This is a genomic window from Hydrogenophaga sp. 70-12 (genome assembly GCF_001897365.1).
In the GTDB taxonomy this organism is placed as follows: Bacteria; Pseudomonadota; Gammaproteobacteria; order Burkholderiales; family Burkholderiaceae_C; genus Hydrogenophaga; species Hydrogenophaga borbori.
On the sequence record NZ_MKSS01000190.1, the window covers coordinates 1 to 14,181 of the forward strand.

Genomic DNA, 14,181 nt, shown 5'->3' on the forward strand with positions numbered 1-14,181 from the left:
CGCCCGGGCACCCACACCGCCGTCCCCGAAACGCGCGGGCCGGCCAAAGAAGACCGGACACCCTTCGAGCGTTGATCGCTGGCCAAATGGAATCTGACCCCGATTTCCTGACCCCGATGCCCTCCTTGGCCTGCTCGGGCGTCACTCTCGACGGATGGTGGGGTTCGCGGGCGCAGGCCCCATTCGCGGCTGCCACAGAGGCTGAGTGCCGGCACGGTGTTGAAGAGACAACGCAGGCCTACCGGGGTATGCGCCAGCGAGCGTGGGCCGGAGAACGCGGACCCCGCCAGCCGTCAGCGCGAAGCCGGCGAGCGAAACAGACGAGCGAAACAGACGCGTGAAACAGGCAGAGAGCCGACAGAACGCTCAGGCGTACGTGACCCAGTCCTTGTAGTCCACCCCGTCCAGGTGCGGCAGCGTGTTGTAGGTCAGCAGGCTGTGCCGCTTGGGCGTGAACTGGAACTCGGTCACGGCGCTGTTGCGGATGCGCAGGTTCAGCTCGATGCTCGCCTCCGGGCTCAGCCCCAGCACCTGGCCCACGGCGGTGGCGATGGGCCCCCCGCTGGACACGATCAGCACGTTCTGCCCATGGTGCGCGCCGCGCACGTGCGCCAGCGCCTCGGCCACGCCGCGCGCGAAGCCGTCGTAGCTGGGCATGCCCTGCGGGCTCACGGTGCCCGCCATCCACTGCGTCAGGCCGTCGCGCAGCAGGCGGAAATGCTGGCGGTACTGCTCGGGCGTGTCGGGCTTGGCCAGCGGCTGCGGGTGCACGCAGCGGATCACCGCATCGGCGTCGTACTCGTTCAGGCCCGCCATCACCAGCGGCTGCAGCGCGAGCCCGGCGCCTTCGGCGATGCCGGCCCAGGTCTGCTGGTGGCGCCGCAGCGAACCGGTGATCACGGCGTCGAAGCCCACCCCGCGCTCGGCCCAGTAACGGCCCAGGCTCAGCGACTGGCGCCGGCCCAGCTCGCTGAGCTGGTCGTAGTCGGCGGCGCCGAACGAGGCCTGGCCGTGTCGCACGAGGTAAAGCGTTCCCATGGCGCGATTCTGGGTCGCGGGCCGCGGCGGCTTTTGTCCCGGCAGCGACTGAACCCGGCCCTGGCTGTCACCTGTGCGAAAGCGCACCATTCGCCAGGCCGCCCGCGCTGGGGGACCGGTTTGCACGGTTTTCGTGCCGCTTATCCGGGCGCCGTGCGCGGGAGCGCGTGCTGCAATCGGTCATTCTTCCCAAAGGCGTCGCCGGCGCCCGGTCCGCGTTCCCCCTCTTTCGATGGCCACCGGTATCCCCGAACTCATGTGGTTTCACCTGCCCACGCTGCTGGCGGTGTGGACAGGCATCGACGTTGTCATCGGTTTGGCCTTCTGGGCCCAGCACCGGCGCCTGCGCCACGTGGGCGGCCTGGGCTGGTGGGCGCTGGCCTGCCTCACGCACACCTGCGCCGCGGCGGCCATGATGGCGCGCCCGCTGCTGCCTGGCTGGGTGGGCATGCCGCTGAGCAACCTGCTGTTCTCGCTCACCTTCGCGCTGCTGTGGGTGGGCTTCCGGGCCTACCTGGGCCTGTCGGTGCGCCGCGTGATGACCGGCGTGTTGCTGCTGCTGCTCGTGCAATGGCCGGTGAACGTGTTCTTCATCGAGGTCATCGACAGCCTGCCCGCGCGCCAGTTGCTGTGGCTGGGCACCAACGTCGCCCTGCTGCTGCTCATGATCGGCGACGCGCGCGCCCACCGTCCCTGGCCGGCGCCGACGGAGTTCCGCGCCCTGGAAAGCGTGCTGTGGCTGCAGGTGGCCCTGCTGCTGGGCTATGCGCTGATCGCGGTGGTGCTGCGCTGGCCTTTCCTGCCCGCGGTGGCGCTGCTCACCTTCTGCTTCCTGATCGCCTACCTGCTGTGCGTGCTGGCCTTCCAGTGCCTGTTGATGCTGCGCCTGCGCGACGAGGCCCAGGCCGCGCGCGCCGTGCAGCGCCAGCGCGAGGCCGACCTGCAGCGCCTGGTGGACAACCTGGACGCCGGCGTGATGGTCTTTCACCCCGACCACACGCTGTGGCGCATGAACACCGCGGCGCGGCGCTTCCTCACCTGGAGCGCGGTGGGCGCGGACGGCGTGGTGCCCGAGCCGAGCTACGAGAGCTGGCTCATGCTCGACGAGAACGGCCAGCCGCTGCGCCGCCACGACCGGCCCTTCGAGCGCGTGCTCATCACCGGCCAGCCGGTGCGCGACGTGGTGGTGGGCCTGCCGATCGATGGCGGCGCGCGCCTGCGCTGGGCGCTGTGCAGCGGCTATCCCGAAAACGATTCGCAGGGCGGCCTGCGCCGCGTGGTGCTGACCTTCATCGACATCACCGCCATGAAGGACGCGCAGTCGGAGCAGAAGGCGCTGGAGGCGCGCCTGTCGCAGTCGCAGAAGATGCAGGCCCTGGGCACGCTGGCCGGGGGCGTGGCGCACGACTTCAACAACATCCTGACCGCGATCCTGGGCAACGCCGACCTCGCGCGCGAGGACTTGCCGGCCCAGGCGCCGGCGCACGAAAGCCTGGGCGAGATCAGCACCGCCGCGCGGCGCGGACGCGAGCTGGTGCGCCAGATCCTGACCTTCAGCCGCCAGCAGCCGCTGGCGCGCGCGCGCGTGCCGCTGGCCGCGGTGGTGGTGGAGTCCTGCGCGCTGCTGCGCGCGGCGCTGCCCTCGCAGGTGCAGCTGGTGCAGACCATCGTGCCGCCGCTGCCCGAGGTCTCGGGCGACGCCACCCAGCTGCAGCAGGTGCTGGTGAACCTGGGCACCAACGCGCTGCACGCCCTTCCCGCGGCCGGCGGGCGCATCGAGGTCGCGCTGGACAGCGTGCCGGTGTCGCAGGCGCAGCTGCCCCCCGCGCTGGCCCAGGCCTGCCGGGCGGCGGGCCTGCCCGTGCTGCGGCTGCGCGTGATCGACGACGGCTGCGGCATGGACGAGCGGGTGCAGCGCCGCATGTTCGAGCCCTTCTTCACCACCAAGCCCGTGGGCCAGGGCACCGGCCTGGGCCTGTCCGTGGTGCTGGGCCTCGTGGAGGCGCACGGTGGCCACATCGAGGTGTGCAGCACGCCCCAGAAGGGCACCACCATCACGCTGTGGCTGCCACCCTTGCCCGCCGACGAAGCGACAGCCGAAGACAAACCCGTCACAATGCCCGCCGTGGAAAATCCCCAGCCCCGACCCGACGCCCCGGCCTCGCCGGAGGGCGCCCCCCACATCCTCTACCTCGACGACGACGACACGCTCGTCTTCCTGGTGCGACGCCTGCTGGAGCGGCGCGGCTACCGCGTGACGGCCCTGTCGGTGCAGGCCGACGCCCTGGCCGCCCTGCGCGACAAGCCCGGCGAGTTCGCCCTGCTGCTCACCGACTACAACATGCCCGGCATGTCGGGCCTGGAGGTCGCGCGCGAGGCGCTGAGCATCGAGCCACGGCTGACGGTGGCCGTGGCCTCGGGCTACATCACCGACGAGCTGCAGGCCGAGGCGCGCGCCGCCGGTGTGCGCGAGGTGGTCTTCAAGACCGACGCCGTCGAGCAGTTCTGCGAGATCGTGGCGCGGCTGGTCAAGTCGAGCGACTGAGCACGCGGGCGAAGGCCTCGCTGTCCACGTTGCCGCCGCTGAGCACGGCGCCCACCGCCTGGCCGCGCAGGTGCTCGCGCTCCTGCCAGGCCGCCGCAAAGGCCGCGGCGCCGGCGCCCTCGGCCACGTTGTGCGTGTCGGCGAACAGCGCGCGCATGGCCTCGGCCACGGCCTCGTCGCTCACCCGCACCACGTGGTCCAGGCCGTCGGCCAGCAGGGGCAGCGCGTCGGCCTCGGCCACGCGGCAGGCCATGCCGTCGGCCAGCACCGTGCTCACCGGCGCCGGCACCACGCGGCCCGCGGCCAGCGAGTCGGCGTAGGTGGTGGCGCCGCTGCTCACCACGCCCACGATGCGCACGCGGTGGCCCAGCGCGCGCTTGGCGGCGATGGCCGAGCACGCGCCCGAGCCCAGGCCGATGGGCACGTAGGCGACGTCGAGTTCGGGCACGGCGCGCAGGAACTCCCACCAGGCGGTCGCCACGCCGCTCAGCAGGTCGGCGTGGAAGCTCGGCACCATGTGCGCGCCGCGCTCGGCCGCCAGCGCGCCGGCGTGCTCGCGCGCGGCCTGAAACTCGTCGCCGTGCTCGATCAGCGTGGCGCCCAGGCTGCGCATGGCGGCGTTCTTCTCGACCGAGTTGCCGTGCGGCACGACGATGGTGCAGGCCACGCCGTGCGCGCGCGCGGCCCAGGCCACGCTCTGGCCGTGGTTGCCGCGCGTGGCGGAGATGACCTCGCGCGGCAGCGCGCCGCGCCGCGCGAGGTGCTCGAAGTAGGTGAGGCCGCCGCGGATCTTGAAGGCGCCCACGGGGGTGTGGTTCTCGTGCTTGATCCAGCAGGCGGTGCCCAGGCGCGCGCTCAGCGTGGCCCAGCGGTACTGCGGCGTGGCGGCGAAGGAGCGGTAGACCGTGGTGGCGGCTTTTTCGATGCAGGCAAGGGTAGGTAGGACGATGCTCATGGACGGAGGTTTAGGGCTTGGCCAGCAGGTCCAGGTCCTGCTGGCCGTCGTGCAGGTGGGCGCTGATCAGGGCCTCGCCCTCGCGCACGCGAAGGCGCATGCCGATGGCGTCCAGGGCCGTGTTCAGTGCCGCCGCACGCGGATGGGCCAGTTGCAGCCCGCGCAATTGCAGGCCGCTGGCGGGCAGGGTGGCAACCGGGTGGATGCCGCCCCACTGGATCAGGGTGGGCAACAGGCCGTCGAAGCCGCGCGCGCCGTCGTCGCGCACGGTGATGCGCCATTGCAGCAGGCCGCGCGGCGTTTCGCGCGAGGCGGTGAGCACCGGGCCGGGGTCGATGCCCTGCGCCAGCCAGGCGGCGCGCGCGGCTTCGATGTCGTCGACGCGCGCGACCCAGTGGATGGGCCGCGGGCCGTGGGCGCGCAGGCGCTCGCGCAGCGCGGGATCGTCCAGGTCGAACCAGCGCCGCAGGGGTGCCGCGCGCGTGGGCGTGGCCGCCGGGTTGATGGCCAGCAGCTCGAGGTAGGCGCGCTCGGCGCCATCGAGCCGCAGCAGGCGGTTGTGGGTGCCGAACAGCGCGTGCGCGCCGCCCGGCGCGGGCGTGCGGCCCAGGGCGCTTTCGCACCAGTCCACGCCCTCGGCCAGCGTGGCGGCCGCGACCACGAGGTGGTCGAACGTGGCGTTCACAGCAGCACCGTGCCCTGCACGCAGCTGACCGATTCGCCGCCGACCCAGATGGTGCCGTCGGCGGCGCGCTGAATGTGCACGCGCCCGGCGCGGCGCAGCGCGGTGCCCTGGCTGGCCACGTAGCGCTCGGGCGCCAGGCCAGCGCCGATCAGCCACTGCGCCAGCGCGGCGTTCAGGCTGCCGGTCACCGGGTCTTCGGCGATGCCGTTGTTGCCGGGGAAGAAGGCCCGCACCTCGAACGCCAGCTCGGGGTCGGATGGGCGTTGCCCCACCACGCCCACCTTGCCGCGCGGCCCGACCACACCGATGTCGAGGCCGCCGAGCACGGCGGCGTCGGGCTTCAACGCCAGCACCTGCTCGGCGCTGCGCAGCAGGACGGCGCGCCAGCCCGGGCCGTTGTCGCACCAACTGTGCGCCAGCACGTCCTCGCGCGCGATGCCCAGGCCACGCGCGATCAGCGCCACGTCGGCCTCGTCCAGTGGGCCCTCGCGGCGCCGGGGCGGGGCCGCGAAGGCCAGGCGCGCGCCGTCGCGGCGGATGCGCACCAGGCCCACGCCGCATTCCTGCACGATGTCATCGCCCCGGGGCCGCCCGCCCGCACTGAGCCAGGCGTGCGCCGTGCCCAGGGTTGGGTGGCCGGCGAAGGGCAGCTCGCGCCCCGGGCAGAAGATGCGCACGCGGTAGTCGGCGCCGGCCTGCGTGGGCGGCAGCACGAAGGTGCATTCCGACAGGTTGGTCCAGTCGGTGAAGGTCTGCATCTGTTCGGTGCTCAGGCCCTCGCCGTCGAGCACCACGGCGAGCGGGTTGCCCAGGCAGGGGGTGGCGGTGAAGACGTCGACTTGCTGGAAGGGGCGGGTGTTCATGGGCTCAGGCCAGGGGAAGGTCCAGCACGCCGCGGCTGCAGGGCATGGCCAGCCAGCCGGCGTACCAGCGCTCGAGGTGCGGCCAGGCCGGCCGCGGCTGCGGCAGGCCGAACCAGCGGTGGATTTCGCAGGCGATGGGGAAGTCGGCGGCGGTGAGCTCGTCGCCGGCCATCCAGGGGCGCTGCGCGAGGTGGCCGTCGAGCCGCTCGAACAGCGGCTCGGCGGCGCGCACCGAGGCCTCGATGGCGGCCAGGTCGCGCCGCTCGGCCGGGGTGCGTATCCATTGCGTGAACGCCGGGCTGCCCGCGCGGTTGAGCGTGGTCTGCTGCCAGTCGAGCCAGCGGTTGGTGTCGGCGCGGGTGCGCAGGTCGGCGGGCATGCCGCGGCCCTGGCGCTCGCACAGGTAGCGCAGGATGGCGTTGCTTTCCCAGAGGGTGAAGTCGCCGTCGCGCAGCAGCGGCACCAGGCCATTGGGGTTCAGGGCGCGGTAGGCCGGCGTGTCCACCACGCCGTGGCTCAGGCCGGCGTCGGTGCGCGGCAGATCCAGGCCGAGCCACTGCGCGCACAGCACCACCTTGCGCACGTTGATGGAGCTCAGGCGGCCCCAGAGGTGCAGTCCCTGAGCGGCGCTCACCGGGGGAACCTCCGTGCTGCGCCCGCCGGTGCGAGCGCCTTCGGGCGGCCGTGCGGCGCTCATGCGGTCGCGGCGGCCCGGCGGGGCAGGTGTTCGCGCACCGCCTGCGCCAGCGCGGCGATGCCGCGATCGATCTGCTCGACCGTGGCGGTGACGAAGGACAGGCGCAGCGAGCGGATGTCGGGCGCGTCGGTGAAGAAGGGCGCGCCGGGCACGAAGGCCACGCCGCGCGCCACCGCCTGCGGCAGCAGCGCGGTGGCGTCCATGCCCTCGGGCAGGCGCACCCACAGGAACATGCCGCCGTCGGGGGTGTTCCATTGCACGCCCAGGCCGGCCATTTCGCGCTCTAGCGCGGCCAGCATGGCGCGGCACTGCGAGGCGTAGAGCGCGCGGATGGTGGGCACGTGGCGTTCGAGGAAGCCCTCCTTGAGCACCGCGCTCACCAGGCGCTGGTTGAAGCTGGGGCTGTGCAGGTCGGCCGCCTGCTTGGCCTGCAGCAGCTTGGGGTAGACGGCCGTGGGCGCGACGATGTAGCCCAGGCGCAGGCCCGGCGCCAGGATCTTGGAAAAGGAGCCGAGGTAGAGGCCGCCCTCGGGGTTCCGCGCCGTCAGGGGCGCGGGCGGCGGGGCGTCGAACCACAGGTCGCCATAGGGGTTGTCTTCCACGATGGGCAGGCCGGTCTCGGCGGCGGCGCGCACCAGCGCGGCGCGGCGCGCCTCGCTCATGCTGCGGCCCGTGGGGTTCTGGAAGTTGGGCAGCGCGTAGAGGAAGCGCGCGCCGCTCGCCTGGCGGCGCAGGTCGTCGACGTCGAGGCCTTCGGCGTCGCTGGCCACGCCCACGAACTGCGGCTCCATGGGCGTGAAGGCCTGCAGCGCACCCAGGTAGGTGGGCGTTTCCACCAGCACGCGGCTGCCGGTGTCGATCAGCACCTTGGCCACCAGGTCCAGGCCCTGCTGGCTGCCGGTGGTGATGAGCACCTGCGCCGGGTCCACGGCCCAGGGCAGCTGGCGCGCCACCCATTCGCGCAGTTGCGCGTGCCCCTCGCTGGACGCGTACTGCAGCGCCGCGCGGCCGTCGTTGCGCAGCACCTCGTCGCAGGCCTCGGCGAAGGCGCTCACGGGGAAGGTCTGCGGCGAGGGCAGGCCGCCGGCGAAGCTGATGATCCCGGGCTTCTCGGTGACCTTGAGGATCTCGCGGATCACCGAGGGGTTCATGCGTTCGGCGCGGCGGGCCAGGGTCCAGGGGGTGGCGGAGCTCATGTGGGGGCCTTGTGGAGGGACGGGGAGGAGACGGGCGGCGCGGCGCCGAAGCGCCGGCCGGCGAACACGCTGGCCACCACGGCCAGCGCGAACACCAGGGTGAGCGCGTCCAGGCGCTCGCCCAGCAGGGGCACCGCAGCGGCGATGCTGATGAAGGGCTGCAGCAATTGCAACTGGCTCACGCGCAGCGGCCCACCCAGCGAGAGCCCGCGGAACCAGGCGAAGAAGCCGGCCCACATGGAGAACACCGCCACGTAGGCCAGGCCGAGCCAGGCGCTGAGGTTCACGCCGCGCTCGGGCCAGGTGAGCAGCGCGGCCGGCAGGGTGATCGGCAGCGCGATCGCACAGACCCAGCTGATGACGCGCTCGGCGCCCAGGGCGGGCGTGACCTGCGTGCCACCCACGTAGCCCAGCGCCGCAGCCAGCACGGCGCCGACCAGCAGCGTGTCGGCCCAGCCCAGGCCGAAGCCGTGCCCCGCCTGGTGCGCACGCAGCAGGCTGTAGGCCACCACCAGCGCGCTGCCCAGGCCGGCGAACAGCCAGAAACCCAGGCGCGCGCGCTGGTGCATCAACCAGGCCGCCATGGCCGCGGTGGCCAATGGCAGCAGGGCGGTGAACACGGCGGCGTGGCTGGCCGTCACGTGGCGCAGCGCCCAGCCCAGCAACAAGGGAAAACCGATCACGTTGCCCAGCACCGCCAGGGCCAGCGGGCGGCGGTGCTCGGGGCGGGGCATGGGCGCGCGCGTGACCCACAGCCAGGCCAGCGACAGCCCGCCGGCGATGGCCGCGCGCGCCCAGGTGACGAACCAGGGCGAGAGCTGCGGCGCGTCCAGGCTGCCCGTGGCCAGGCGCGTCATCGGCAGCGTCAGGCCGAAGACCGCCACGCCGAGCAGGCCCAGCAGCCAGCCGCGTCTTTCGTCGCTGCTCATACGGTGAGCATCCACAAGGCGGTGGCCACGAGCACGCCGGCCAGCACGCGGTTGAACCACAACAGGCGCTCGCCCTGCGCGAGCCAGTCGCGCAGCAGCGAGCCGATCAGGGCGTAGAGAAAGTTGCTGGTGAAGGCGAAGAACAGCATCACCCCGCAGACGATGAGCAGCCGCTCGCCTGGGTTGGGCGCGGGCGCGCCCGCGCTGCTGATCACCCAGCCCGCGCTGAGCGTGAGCGCGAGCATCCAGGCCTTGATGTTGATGAACTGCAGCCCCACGCCTTGCCAGAAGCCCACCTGTAGGCGGGCCGGGTCGGCCTGCGACAGGCGCGCCGTGCGCGCCAGCATCCAGGCCAGCCAGAGCATGTAGGCCACGCCCACCCCTTTCACGGCCCAGCGCAGCGCCGGCACGCCGGTGATCAGCGCGCCCATGCCCAGGCCGCTGGCCAGCATGAGCAGGATCCAGCCCGTGGGCACGGCCAGGCAGAAGCGCAGGGCGCGCCGCAGGCCGAAGTTGGCCGCCAAGGCGGTGGACAGCGTGGTGTTGGGCCCCGGCGAAAAGCTCATCGCGGTGCAGAAGATCAGCAGGGCGGTCAGTTCGGTCGCGGACATGGGGCGGGTCGGTCGGGCGGAAGGGAAGGGCTGGCGCTCGGCGAACGATCAATGTACCCTTTGCCATCAATACAGAGCCAATACAGTTTGCCCGTTCAGTTCGCACGCTGTATGGCCCTGACGGGCAATACACACAAGGCCACCCCATGTTGCTGAAGACCGCGAACCAGTCGCTCACGGAGCAACTGGCCGAGCGCTACGCCGATCGCATCCGCCAGCGGCTGCTCGCGCCGGGCGCGCGCCTGCCCTCGGTGCGGGCCTGCGCCCGCCTGCACGGTGTCAGCCCGTCTACCGTGGTGGCGGCCTACGACCTCCTGCTCGCCCAGGGCCTGGTACAGGCGCAGCGCCAGCGCGGCTTTTTCGTGCGCGAGCCGCTCACGCCGCGCGCCGAGTCGCGCAGCGCTGCGCCGCTGCCGCCGGCGCAGAGCCCCATCAACGCGACGGCCCTCATCCGCGGCATGTTCCACCAGGTGAGCGACAAGCCGCAGCCCGGCATGGGGGTGTTCCCGCCCGACTGGCTGGAGTCGACTTTCATGCCGGCCGCCGTGCGCCGTGTGGCCTCGGTGCGCGCGCTCAACGAAACCTCGCTGAGCTACGGCGAGCCGCGTGGCGACGAGGGCCTGCGCCGCGTGCTGGCGCAAAAGCTGGCCGGCATCAACGTGCACGTCGACCCGGCGCAGGTCGTCACCACGGTGGGCGCGACGCACGCGCTCGACATCGTCAGCCGCACGCTGCTGCGACCCGGCGACCCGGTGATGGTGGAGGAGCCGGGCTGGGCGGTGGAGTTCGCGCGCCTGGCGGCGCTGGGCATGCGCGTGCTCACCGTGCCGCGCGGCCCCGACGGGCCCGACCTGGCGGTGATGGAGCGTCTGGCCGAGGCGCACCGGCCCAAGCTGTTCGTCAGCGTCAGCGTGTTGCACAACCCCACCGGCTACAGCCTGTCGCCTGGCGCGGCGCACCGCCTGCTGCAGCTCGCGCAGCGCCTGAACTTCCACATCGCCGAGGACGACACCTACAGCCACCTGGCGCCCGAGCACGCCACGCGCCTGAGCGCGCTCGACGGCCTGCAGCGCACCATCTACGTCAGCGGCTTCGCGAAAATCCTGGCGCCGAACTGGCGCATCGGCTTCCTGGCCGCGCCGCCCGGCCTGGTCGAGCCCCTGCTCGACACCAAGCTGTTGAGCACGCTGACCACGCCGGCTCTGCTGGAGAAGGCCCTGGCCTACTGCATCGAGCAAGGGCAGCTGCGCCGTCACGCCGAGCGCGTGCGCACCCGCCTGGACGCCGCCCGCACGCGCAGCGTGAAATTGGCGCTGGGCGCGGGCTGCCGCTTCGCGGCCGAGCCGTCGGGCCTGTTCGGCTGGGTCGACATCGGGGTTGACACCGACGCGCTGGCCCAGCGCCTGCTGGACGATGGCTACCTGATCGCGCCCGGCGCCCTGTTCCACGCCGCGCGCACGCCCAGCACGCTCATGCGCATCAACTTCGCCACCACGCAGGACGCGGCGTTCTGGCGCACGTTCTCGCGCCGCGTGGCCTCGGCCAGGGCGGGCGCGTAAGGCGCGGGTGCGGCGCCTGCGCCGCTGGCGTCAGCGCGCGCCCAGCGCCTCCTGGCGCTCCAGCGCGGCCATCCATTCTTCTTCCACGGCCACCAGGCGCTGCGCCACCTCGGCCGCGCGCGCGGGGTTGGTGCCGTACAGGCTGCCATCGTCGAGCTCGGCCGACAGCGCGGCTTGCTCGGCCTCGAGCGCAGCGATCTGCGAAGGCAGCGACTCCAGCTCGCGCTGTTCCTTGTAGCTGAGCTTGCGGCGGGGGGCGTCGGCCGCCGGGACCGCCGCGGGCGCGGGTTTGGCCGTGGCGACGGCGGGCGCTGGCGGGGGCGGGGCGGCGCGCGCGGACTGGGTCAGCCAGTCTTGCACGTCGCCCACGTACTCGCGCCAGCGGCCCTCGCCTTCGGCCACCAGGGTGCTGGTCACCACGTTGTCGAGGAAGCGACGGTCGTGGCTCACCAGGAACACCGTGCCCTCGTACTGCTGCAACAGGTCCTCCAGCAGTTCCAGGGTGTCGATGTCCAGGTCGTTGGTGGGCTCGTCCAGCACCAGCACGTTGGCCGGGCGCGCGAACAGTCGCGCCAGCAGCAGGCGGTTGCGCTCGCCGCCCGACAGCGTGCGCACCGGCGAATGCGCGCGCGCGGGCGAGAACAGGAAGTCGCCCAGGTAGCTCTTCACGTGCGTGCGCTTGCCGTTGATCTCGATCCACTCGCTGCCGGGGCTGATGAAGTCCTCCAGCGTCGCGTCCAGGTTGAGCTGCTCGCGCATCTGGTCGAAATAGGCCACGGTGAGGCGGCTGCCCTGGCGCACGCTGCCCGCATCGGGCGCCAGCTCGCCCAGGATGAGCTTGAGCAAGGTGGTCTTGCCCGCGCCATTGGGGCCGATCACGCCCACCTTGTCGCCGCGCAGGATCGTGGTGGAGAAGTCGCGCACCACGGTCTTGCGCGGGCCGCCGGGTTGGTCGAACCCCTTGCTCACCTCCAGCAATTCGGCCACCAGCTTGCCGCTGGCGGCGCCAGCGTCGAGCTCCAGCTTCACCCGGCCCAGCGCCTCTCGCCGGCCGGCGCGCTGCGTGCGCAGCCGCTCCAGGCGCGTGATGCGCCCTTGCGCGCGCGTGCGGCGGGCCTCCACGCCCTTGCGGATCCAGACCTCTTCCTGCGCCAGCAGGCGGTCGGCCTTGGCGTTGACCACCGCCTCCTGGGCCAACTGCTCTTCCTTCAATACCTGGTACTGCGCGAAGTTGCCGGGGTAGCTCTGCAGACGCCCGCGGTCGAGCTCCACGATGCGCGTGGTCACGGCGTCGAGGAAAGCCCGGTCGTGGCTGATGGTGACGACGCTGCCGGCAAACTCCGTCAGCAGCGACTCCAGCCAGGCAATGCTGTCCAAATCCAGGTGGTTGGTCGGCTCGTCGAGCAGCAGCACGTCGGGGCGGCTGACCAGGGCCTGCGCCAGCGCCACGCGCTTGCGGTTGCCCCCTGAGAGGGAGCCGACCCGGGCCTGCGGGTCCAGGTGAAGCCGGTCCAGGGTTTCGGCCACCCGGGCTTCCCAGTTCCAGGCGTCCAGCGCCTCGATGCGCGCCTGCAGGGCGTCCAGGTCATCGCCCGGGGCCCCGCGGCTGTATTGCTCCCGTGCGGCGATGGCGGGCGCCAGGCCCACGCTGGCGGCCTCGAACACCGTGTGGGCGTCGTCCAGCGAGGGCTCCTGGGCAACAAAGGCGATGCGCAGTCCGGTTTGCAGCTGCAGCGTGCCGTCGTCCAAGCGCTCCAGTCCGGCGAGCACCCTTAATAGCGAGGATTTGCCCGCGCCGTTGCGACCGATTAGTCCTACGCGCTCGCGGGCCTCGAGGGCGAGGTCGGTGTGGTCCAGCAACGGCCAGTGGCCGTGGGCCAGCTGGGCGTTCTGCAGAGTGAGCAAAGCCATGGGTCTCGTGTGCGCGAAGCGGTAGAAGCGCGGGATTATCGAGTCCCGCTTCAAAAAAGTTCGGCAGGTTTGACCGGGGCCCGAAAAGTTGGATATACTGCAAGGCTTCGCTGATCACTGGCGACGCTTCTAGGTCAAAGCCTAAGCAGTATCCGGTGGTTGTCGGGCCGGCGCAGACCGGGGCAAAAAAATCTTCTAAGTTTTGACTGCTCCACAAAATCTGTGTCATAATGCGAGGCTCTGCTGATCGCGGCGGGGCAAGAAGACCGGATCGAAAGATCGGGTTGGTGCAAAAGGTTCGTTAACAAAATACAGCCGATAAGCGTGGGCGTTTGGAGGCGAGGGCTTGAAAAAGTCCCTTGGACTCAAAACGCTCATGGAACAGAAGTGAAGTTCACTTCAATTCCGTTTTATGAGTAATTTCAAGATCGAACTAAAGAGTTTGATCCTGGCTCAGATTGAACGCTGGCGGCATGCTTTACACATGCAAGTCGAACGGTAACAGGCCTTCGGGCGCTGACGAGTGGCGAACGGGTGAGTAATGCATCGGAACGTGCCCAGTCGTGGGGGATAACGCAGCGAAAGCTGCGCTAATACCGCATACGATCTGTGGATGAAAGCGGGGGACCTTCGGGCCTCGCGCGATTGGAGCGGCCGATGTCAGATTAGGTAGTTGGTGGGGTAAAGGCTCACCAAGCCGACGATCTGTAGCTGGTCTGAGAGGACGACCAGCCACACTGGGACTGAGACACGGCCCAGACTCCTACGGGAGGCAGCAGTGGGGAATTTTGGACAATGGGGGCAACCCTGATCCAGCAATGCCGCGTGCAGGAAGAAGGCCTTCGGGTTGTAAACTGCTTTTGTACGGAACGAAAAGGCTCTGGTTAATACCTGGGGCACATGACGGTACCGTAAGAATAAGCACCGGCTAACTACGTGCCAGCAGCCGCGGTAATACGTAGGGTGCAAGCGTTAATCGGAATTACTGGGCGTAAAGCGTGCGCAGGCGGTGCTGTAAGACAGGCGTGAAATCCCCGGGCTTAACCTGGGAATGGCGCTTGTGACTGCAGTGCTGGAGTGTGGCAGAGGGGGATGGAATTCCGCGTGTAGCAGTGAAATGCGTAGATATGCGGAGGAACACCGATGGCGAAGGCAATCCCCTGGGCCTGCACTGACGCTCATGCACGAAAGC

Annotated in this window: 11 protein-coding genes and 1 rRNA gene; 3 read left to right on the forward strand and 9 right to left on the reverse strand. The window is 70.9% G+C overall.

The window, feature by feature from the left end; all coding sequences use genetic code 11:
- Positions 1 to 366: 366 nt before the first annotated feature.
- Entirely contained in the window at positions 367 to 1,038 is a 672-nt protein-coding gene (locus BGO22_RS11375; RefSeq protein ID WP_286850909.1) for a histidine phosphatase family protein, read from the reverse strand.
- A gap of 232 nt (positions 1,039 to 1,270) precedes the next feature.
- Here BGO22_RS11375 and BGO22_RS11380 point away from each other — a divergent pair, with 232 nt between their 5' ends.
- A complete protein-coding gene (locus BGO22_RS11380) occupies positions 1,271 to 3,583 on the forward strand; it encodes a hybrid sensor histidine kinase/response regulator (protein WP_286850910.1) in 2,313 nt (770 codons plus the stop codon).
- Here BGO22_RS11380 and BGO22_RS11385 read toward each other — a convergent pair.
- The 7 genes from BGO22_RS11385 to BGO22_RS11415 are packed head-to-tail and all read right to left on the reverse strand — an operon-like array spanning position 3,567 to position 9,519.
- Entirely contained in the window at positions 3,567 to 4,538 is a 972-nt protein-coding gene (locus BGO22_RS11385; protein ID WP_204744001.1) for a threonine dehydratase, read from the reverse strand. The two genes, BGO22_RS11380 and BGO22_RS11385, sit on opposite strands and share 17 nt — an antisense overlap.
- Before the next feature lie 10 nt (positions 4,539 to 4,548).
- Positions 4,549 to 5,223 carry a VOC family protein gene (locus BGO22_RS11390; RefSeq protein ID WP_286850912.1) on the reverse strand — a complete coding sequence of 225 codons (675 nt, stop codon included), beginning with the start codon at positions 5,221 to 5,223 and terminating at the stop codon, positions 4,549 to 4,551.
- Positions 5,220 to 6,086, reverse strand: a complete 867-nt coding sequence (locus BGO22_RS11395; protein WP_286850914.1) for a PhzF family phenazine biosynthesis protein — start codon at positions 6,084 to 6,086, stop codon at positions 5,220 to 5,222. The genes BGO22_RS11390 and BGO22_RS11395 overlap by 4 nt, the downstream gene beginning before the upstream one ends.
- A gap of 4 nt (positions 6,087 to 6,090) precedes the next feature.
- Complete coding sequence (locus tag BGO22_RS11400) at positions 6,091 to 6,720, reverse strand: glutathione S-transferase family protein (RefSeq protein WP_254668198.1); 630 nt, start codon at positions 6,718 to 6,720, stop codon at positions 6,091 to 6,093.
- A 59-nt stretch (positions 6,721 to 6,779) separates the two neighbouring features.
- Positions 6,780 to 7,979 carry an aminotransferase-like domain-containing protein gene (locus tag BGO22_RS11405; protein ID WP_286850917.1) on the reverse strand — a complete coding sequence of 400 codons (1,200 nt, stop codon included), beginning with the start codon at positions 7,977 to 7,979 and terminating at the stop codon, positions 6,780 to 6,782.
- A complete protein-coding gene (locus BGO22_RS11410) occupies positions 7,976 to 8,908 on the reverse strand; it encodes a DMT family transporter (protein WP_286850918.1) in 933 nt (310 codons plus the stop codon). Before BGO22_RS11410 ends, BGO22_RS11405 begins: the two co-directional genes overlap by 4 nt.
- Positions 8,905 to 9,519 (reverse strand): LysE family translocator, encoded by a 615-nt coding sequence (locus tag BGO22_RS11415; protein WP_070400453.1) that lies wholly within the window; start codon positions 9,517 to 9,519, stop codon positions 8,905 to 8,907. Before BGO22_RS11415 ends, BGO22_RS11410 begins: the two co-directional genes overlap by 4 nt.
- Positions 9,520 to 9,665: 146 nt before the next feature.
- On the opposite strand from BGO22_RS11415, the gene BGO22_RS11420 reads away from it, so the two are divergent.
- A complete protein-coding gene (locus BGO22_RS11420; protein WP_286850920.1) occupies positions 9,666 to 11,078 on the forward strand; it encodes an aminotransferase-like domain-containing protein in 1,413 nt (470 codons plus the stop codon).
- A gap of 30 nt (positions 11,079 to 11,108) precedes the next feature.
- Here the strand turns inward: BGO22_RS11420 and BGO22_RS11425 are convergent, their stop codons facing one another.
- Positions 11,109 to 12,989, reverse strand: a complete 1,881-nt coding sequence (locus BGO22_RS11425; RefSeq protein ID WP_286850922.1) for an ATP-binding cassette domain-containing protein — start codon at positions 12,987 to 12,989, stop codon at positions 11,109 to 11,111.
- Between the two features lie 430 nt (positions 12,990 to 13,419).
- Here BGO22_RS11425 and BGO22_RS11430 point away from each other — a divergent pair.
- Positions 13,420 to 14,181: ribosomal RNA gene (locus BGO22_RS11430) — 16S ribosomal RNA — on the forward strand; the annotation flags it as partial.

What these genes read in the sequence shown, in the direction of transcription:
- BGO22_RS11375 (WP_286850909.1), bottom strand. Translation starts at nt 1,038, where the DNA reads ATGGGAACGCTTTACCTCGTGCGACACGGCCAGGCCTCGTTCGGCGCC.
- BGO22_RS11380 (WP_286850910.1), top strand. Translation starts at nt 1,271, where the DNA reads ATGGCCACCGGTATCCCCGAACTCATGTGGTTTCACCTGCCCACGCTG.
- BGO22_RS11385 (WP_204744001.1), bottom strand. Translation starts at nt 4,538, where the DNA reads ATGAGCATCGTCCTACCTACCCTTGCCTGCATCGAAAAAGCCGCCACC.
- BGO22_RS11395 (WP_286850914.1), bottom strand. Translation starts at nt 6,086, where the DNA reads ATGAACACCCGCCCCTTCCAGCAAGTCGACGTCTTCACCGCCACCCCC.
- BGO22_RS11405 (WP_286850917.1), bottom strand. Translation starts at nt 7,979, where the DNA reads ATGAGCTCCGCCACCCCCTGGACCCTGGCCCGCCGCGCCGAACGCATG.
- BGO22_RS11410 (WP_286850918.1), bottom strand. Translation starts at nt 8,908, where the DNA reads ATGAGCAGCGACGAAAGACGCGGCTGGCTGCTGGGCCTGCTCGGCGTG.
- BGO22_RS11415 (WP_070400453.1), bottom strand. Translation starts at nt 9,519, where the DNA reads ATGTCCGCGACCGAACTGACCGCCCTGCTGATCTTCTGCACCGCGATG.
- BGO22_RS11420 (WP_286850920.1), top strand. Translation starts at nt 9,666, where the DNA reads ATGTTGCTGAAGACCGCGAACCAGTCGCTCACGGAGCAACTGGCCGAG.
- BGO22_RS11425 (WP_286850922.1), bottom strand. Translation starts at nt 12,989, where the DNA reads ATGGCTTTGCTCACTCTGCAGAACGCCCAGCTGGCCCACGGCCACTGG.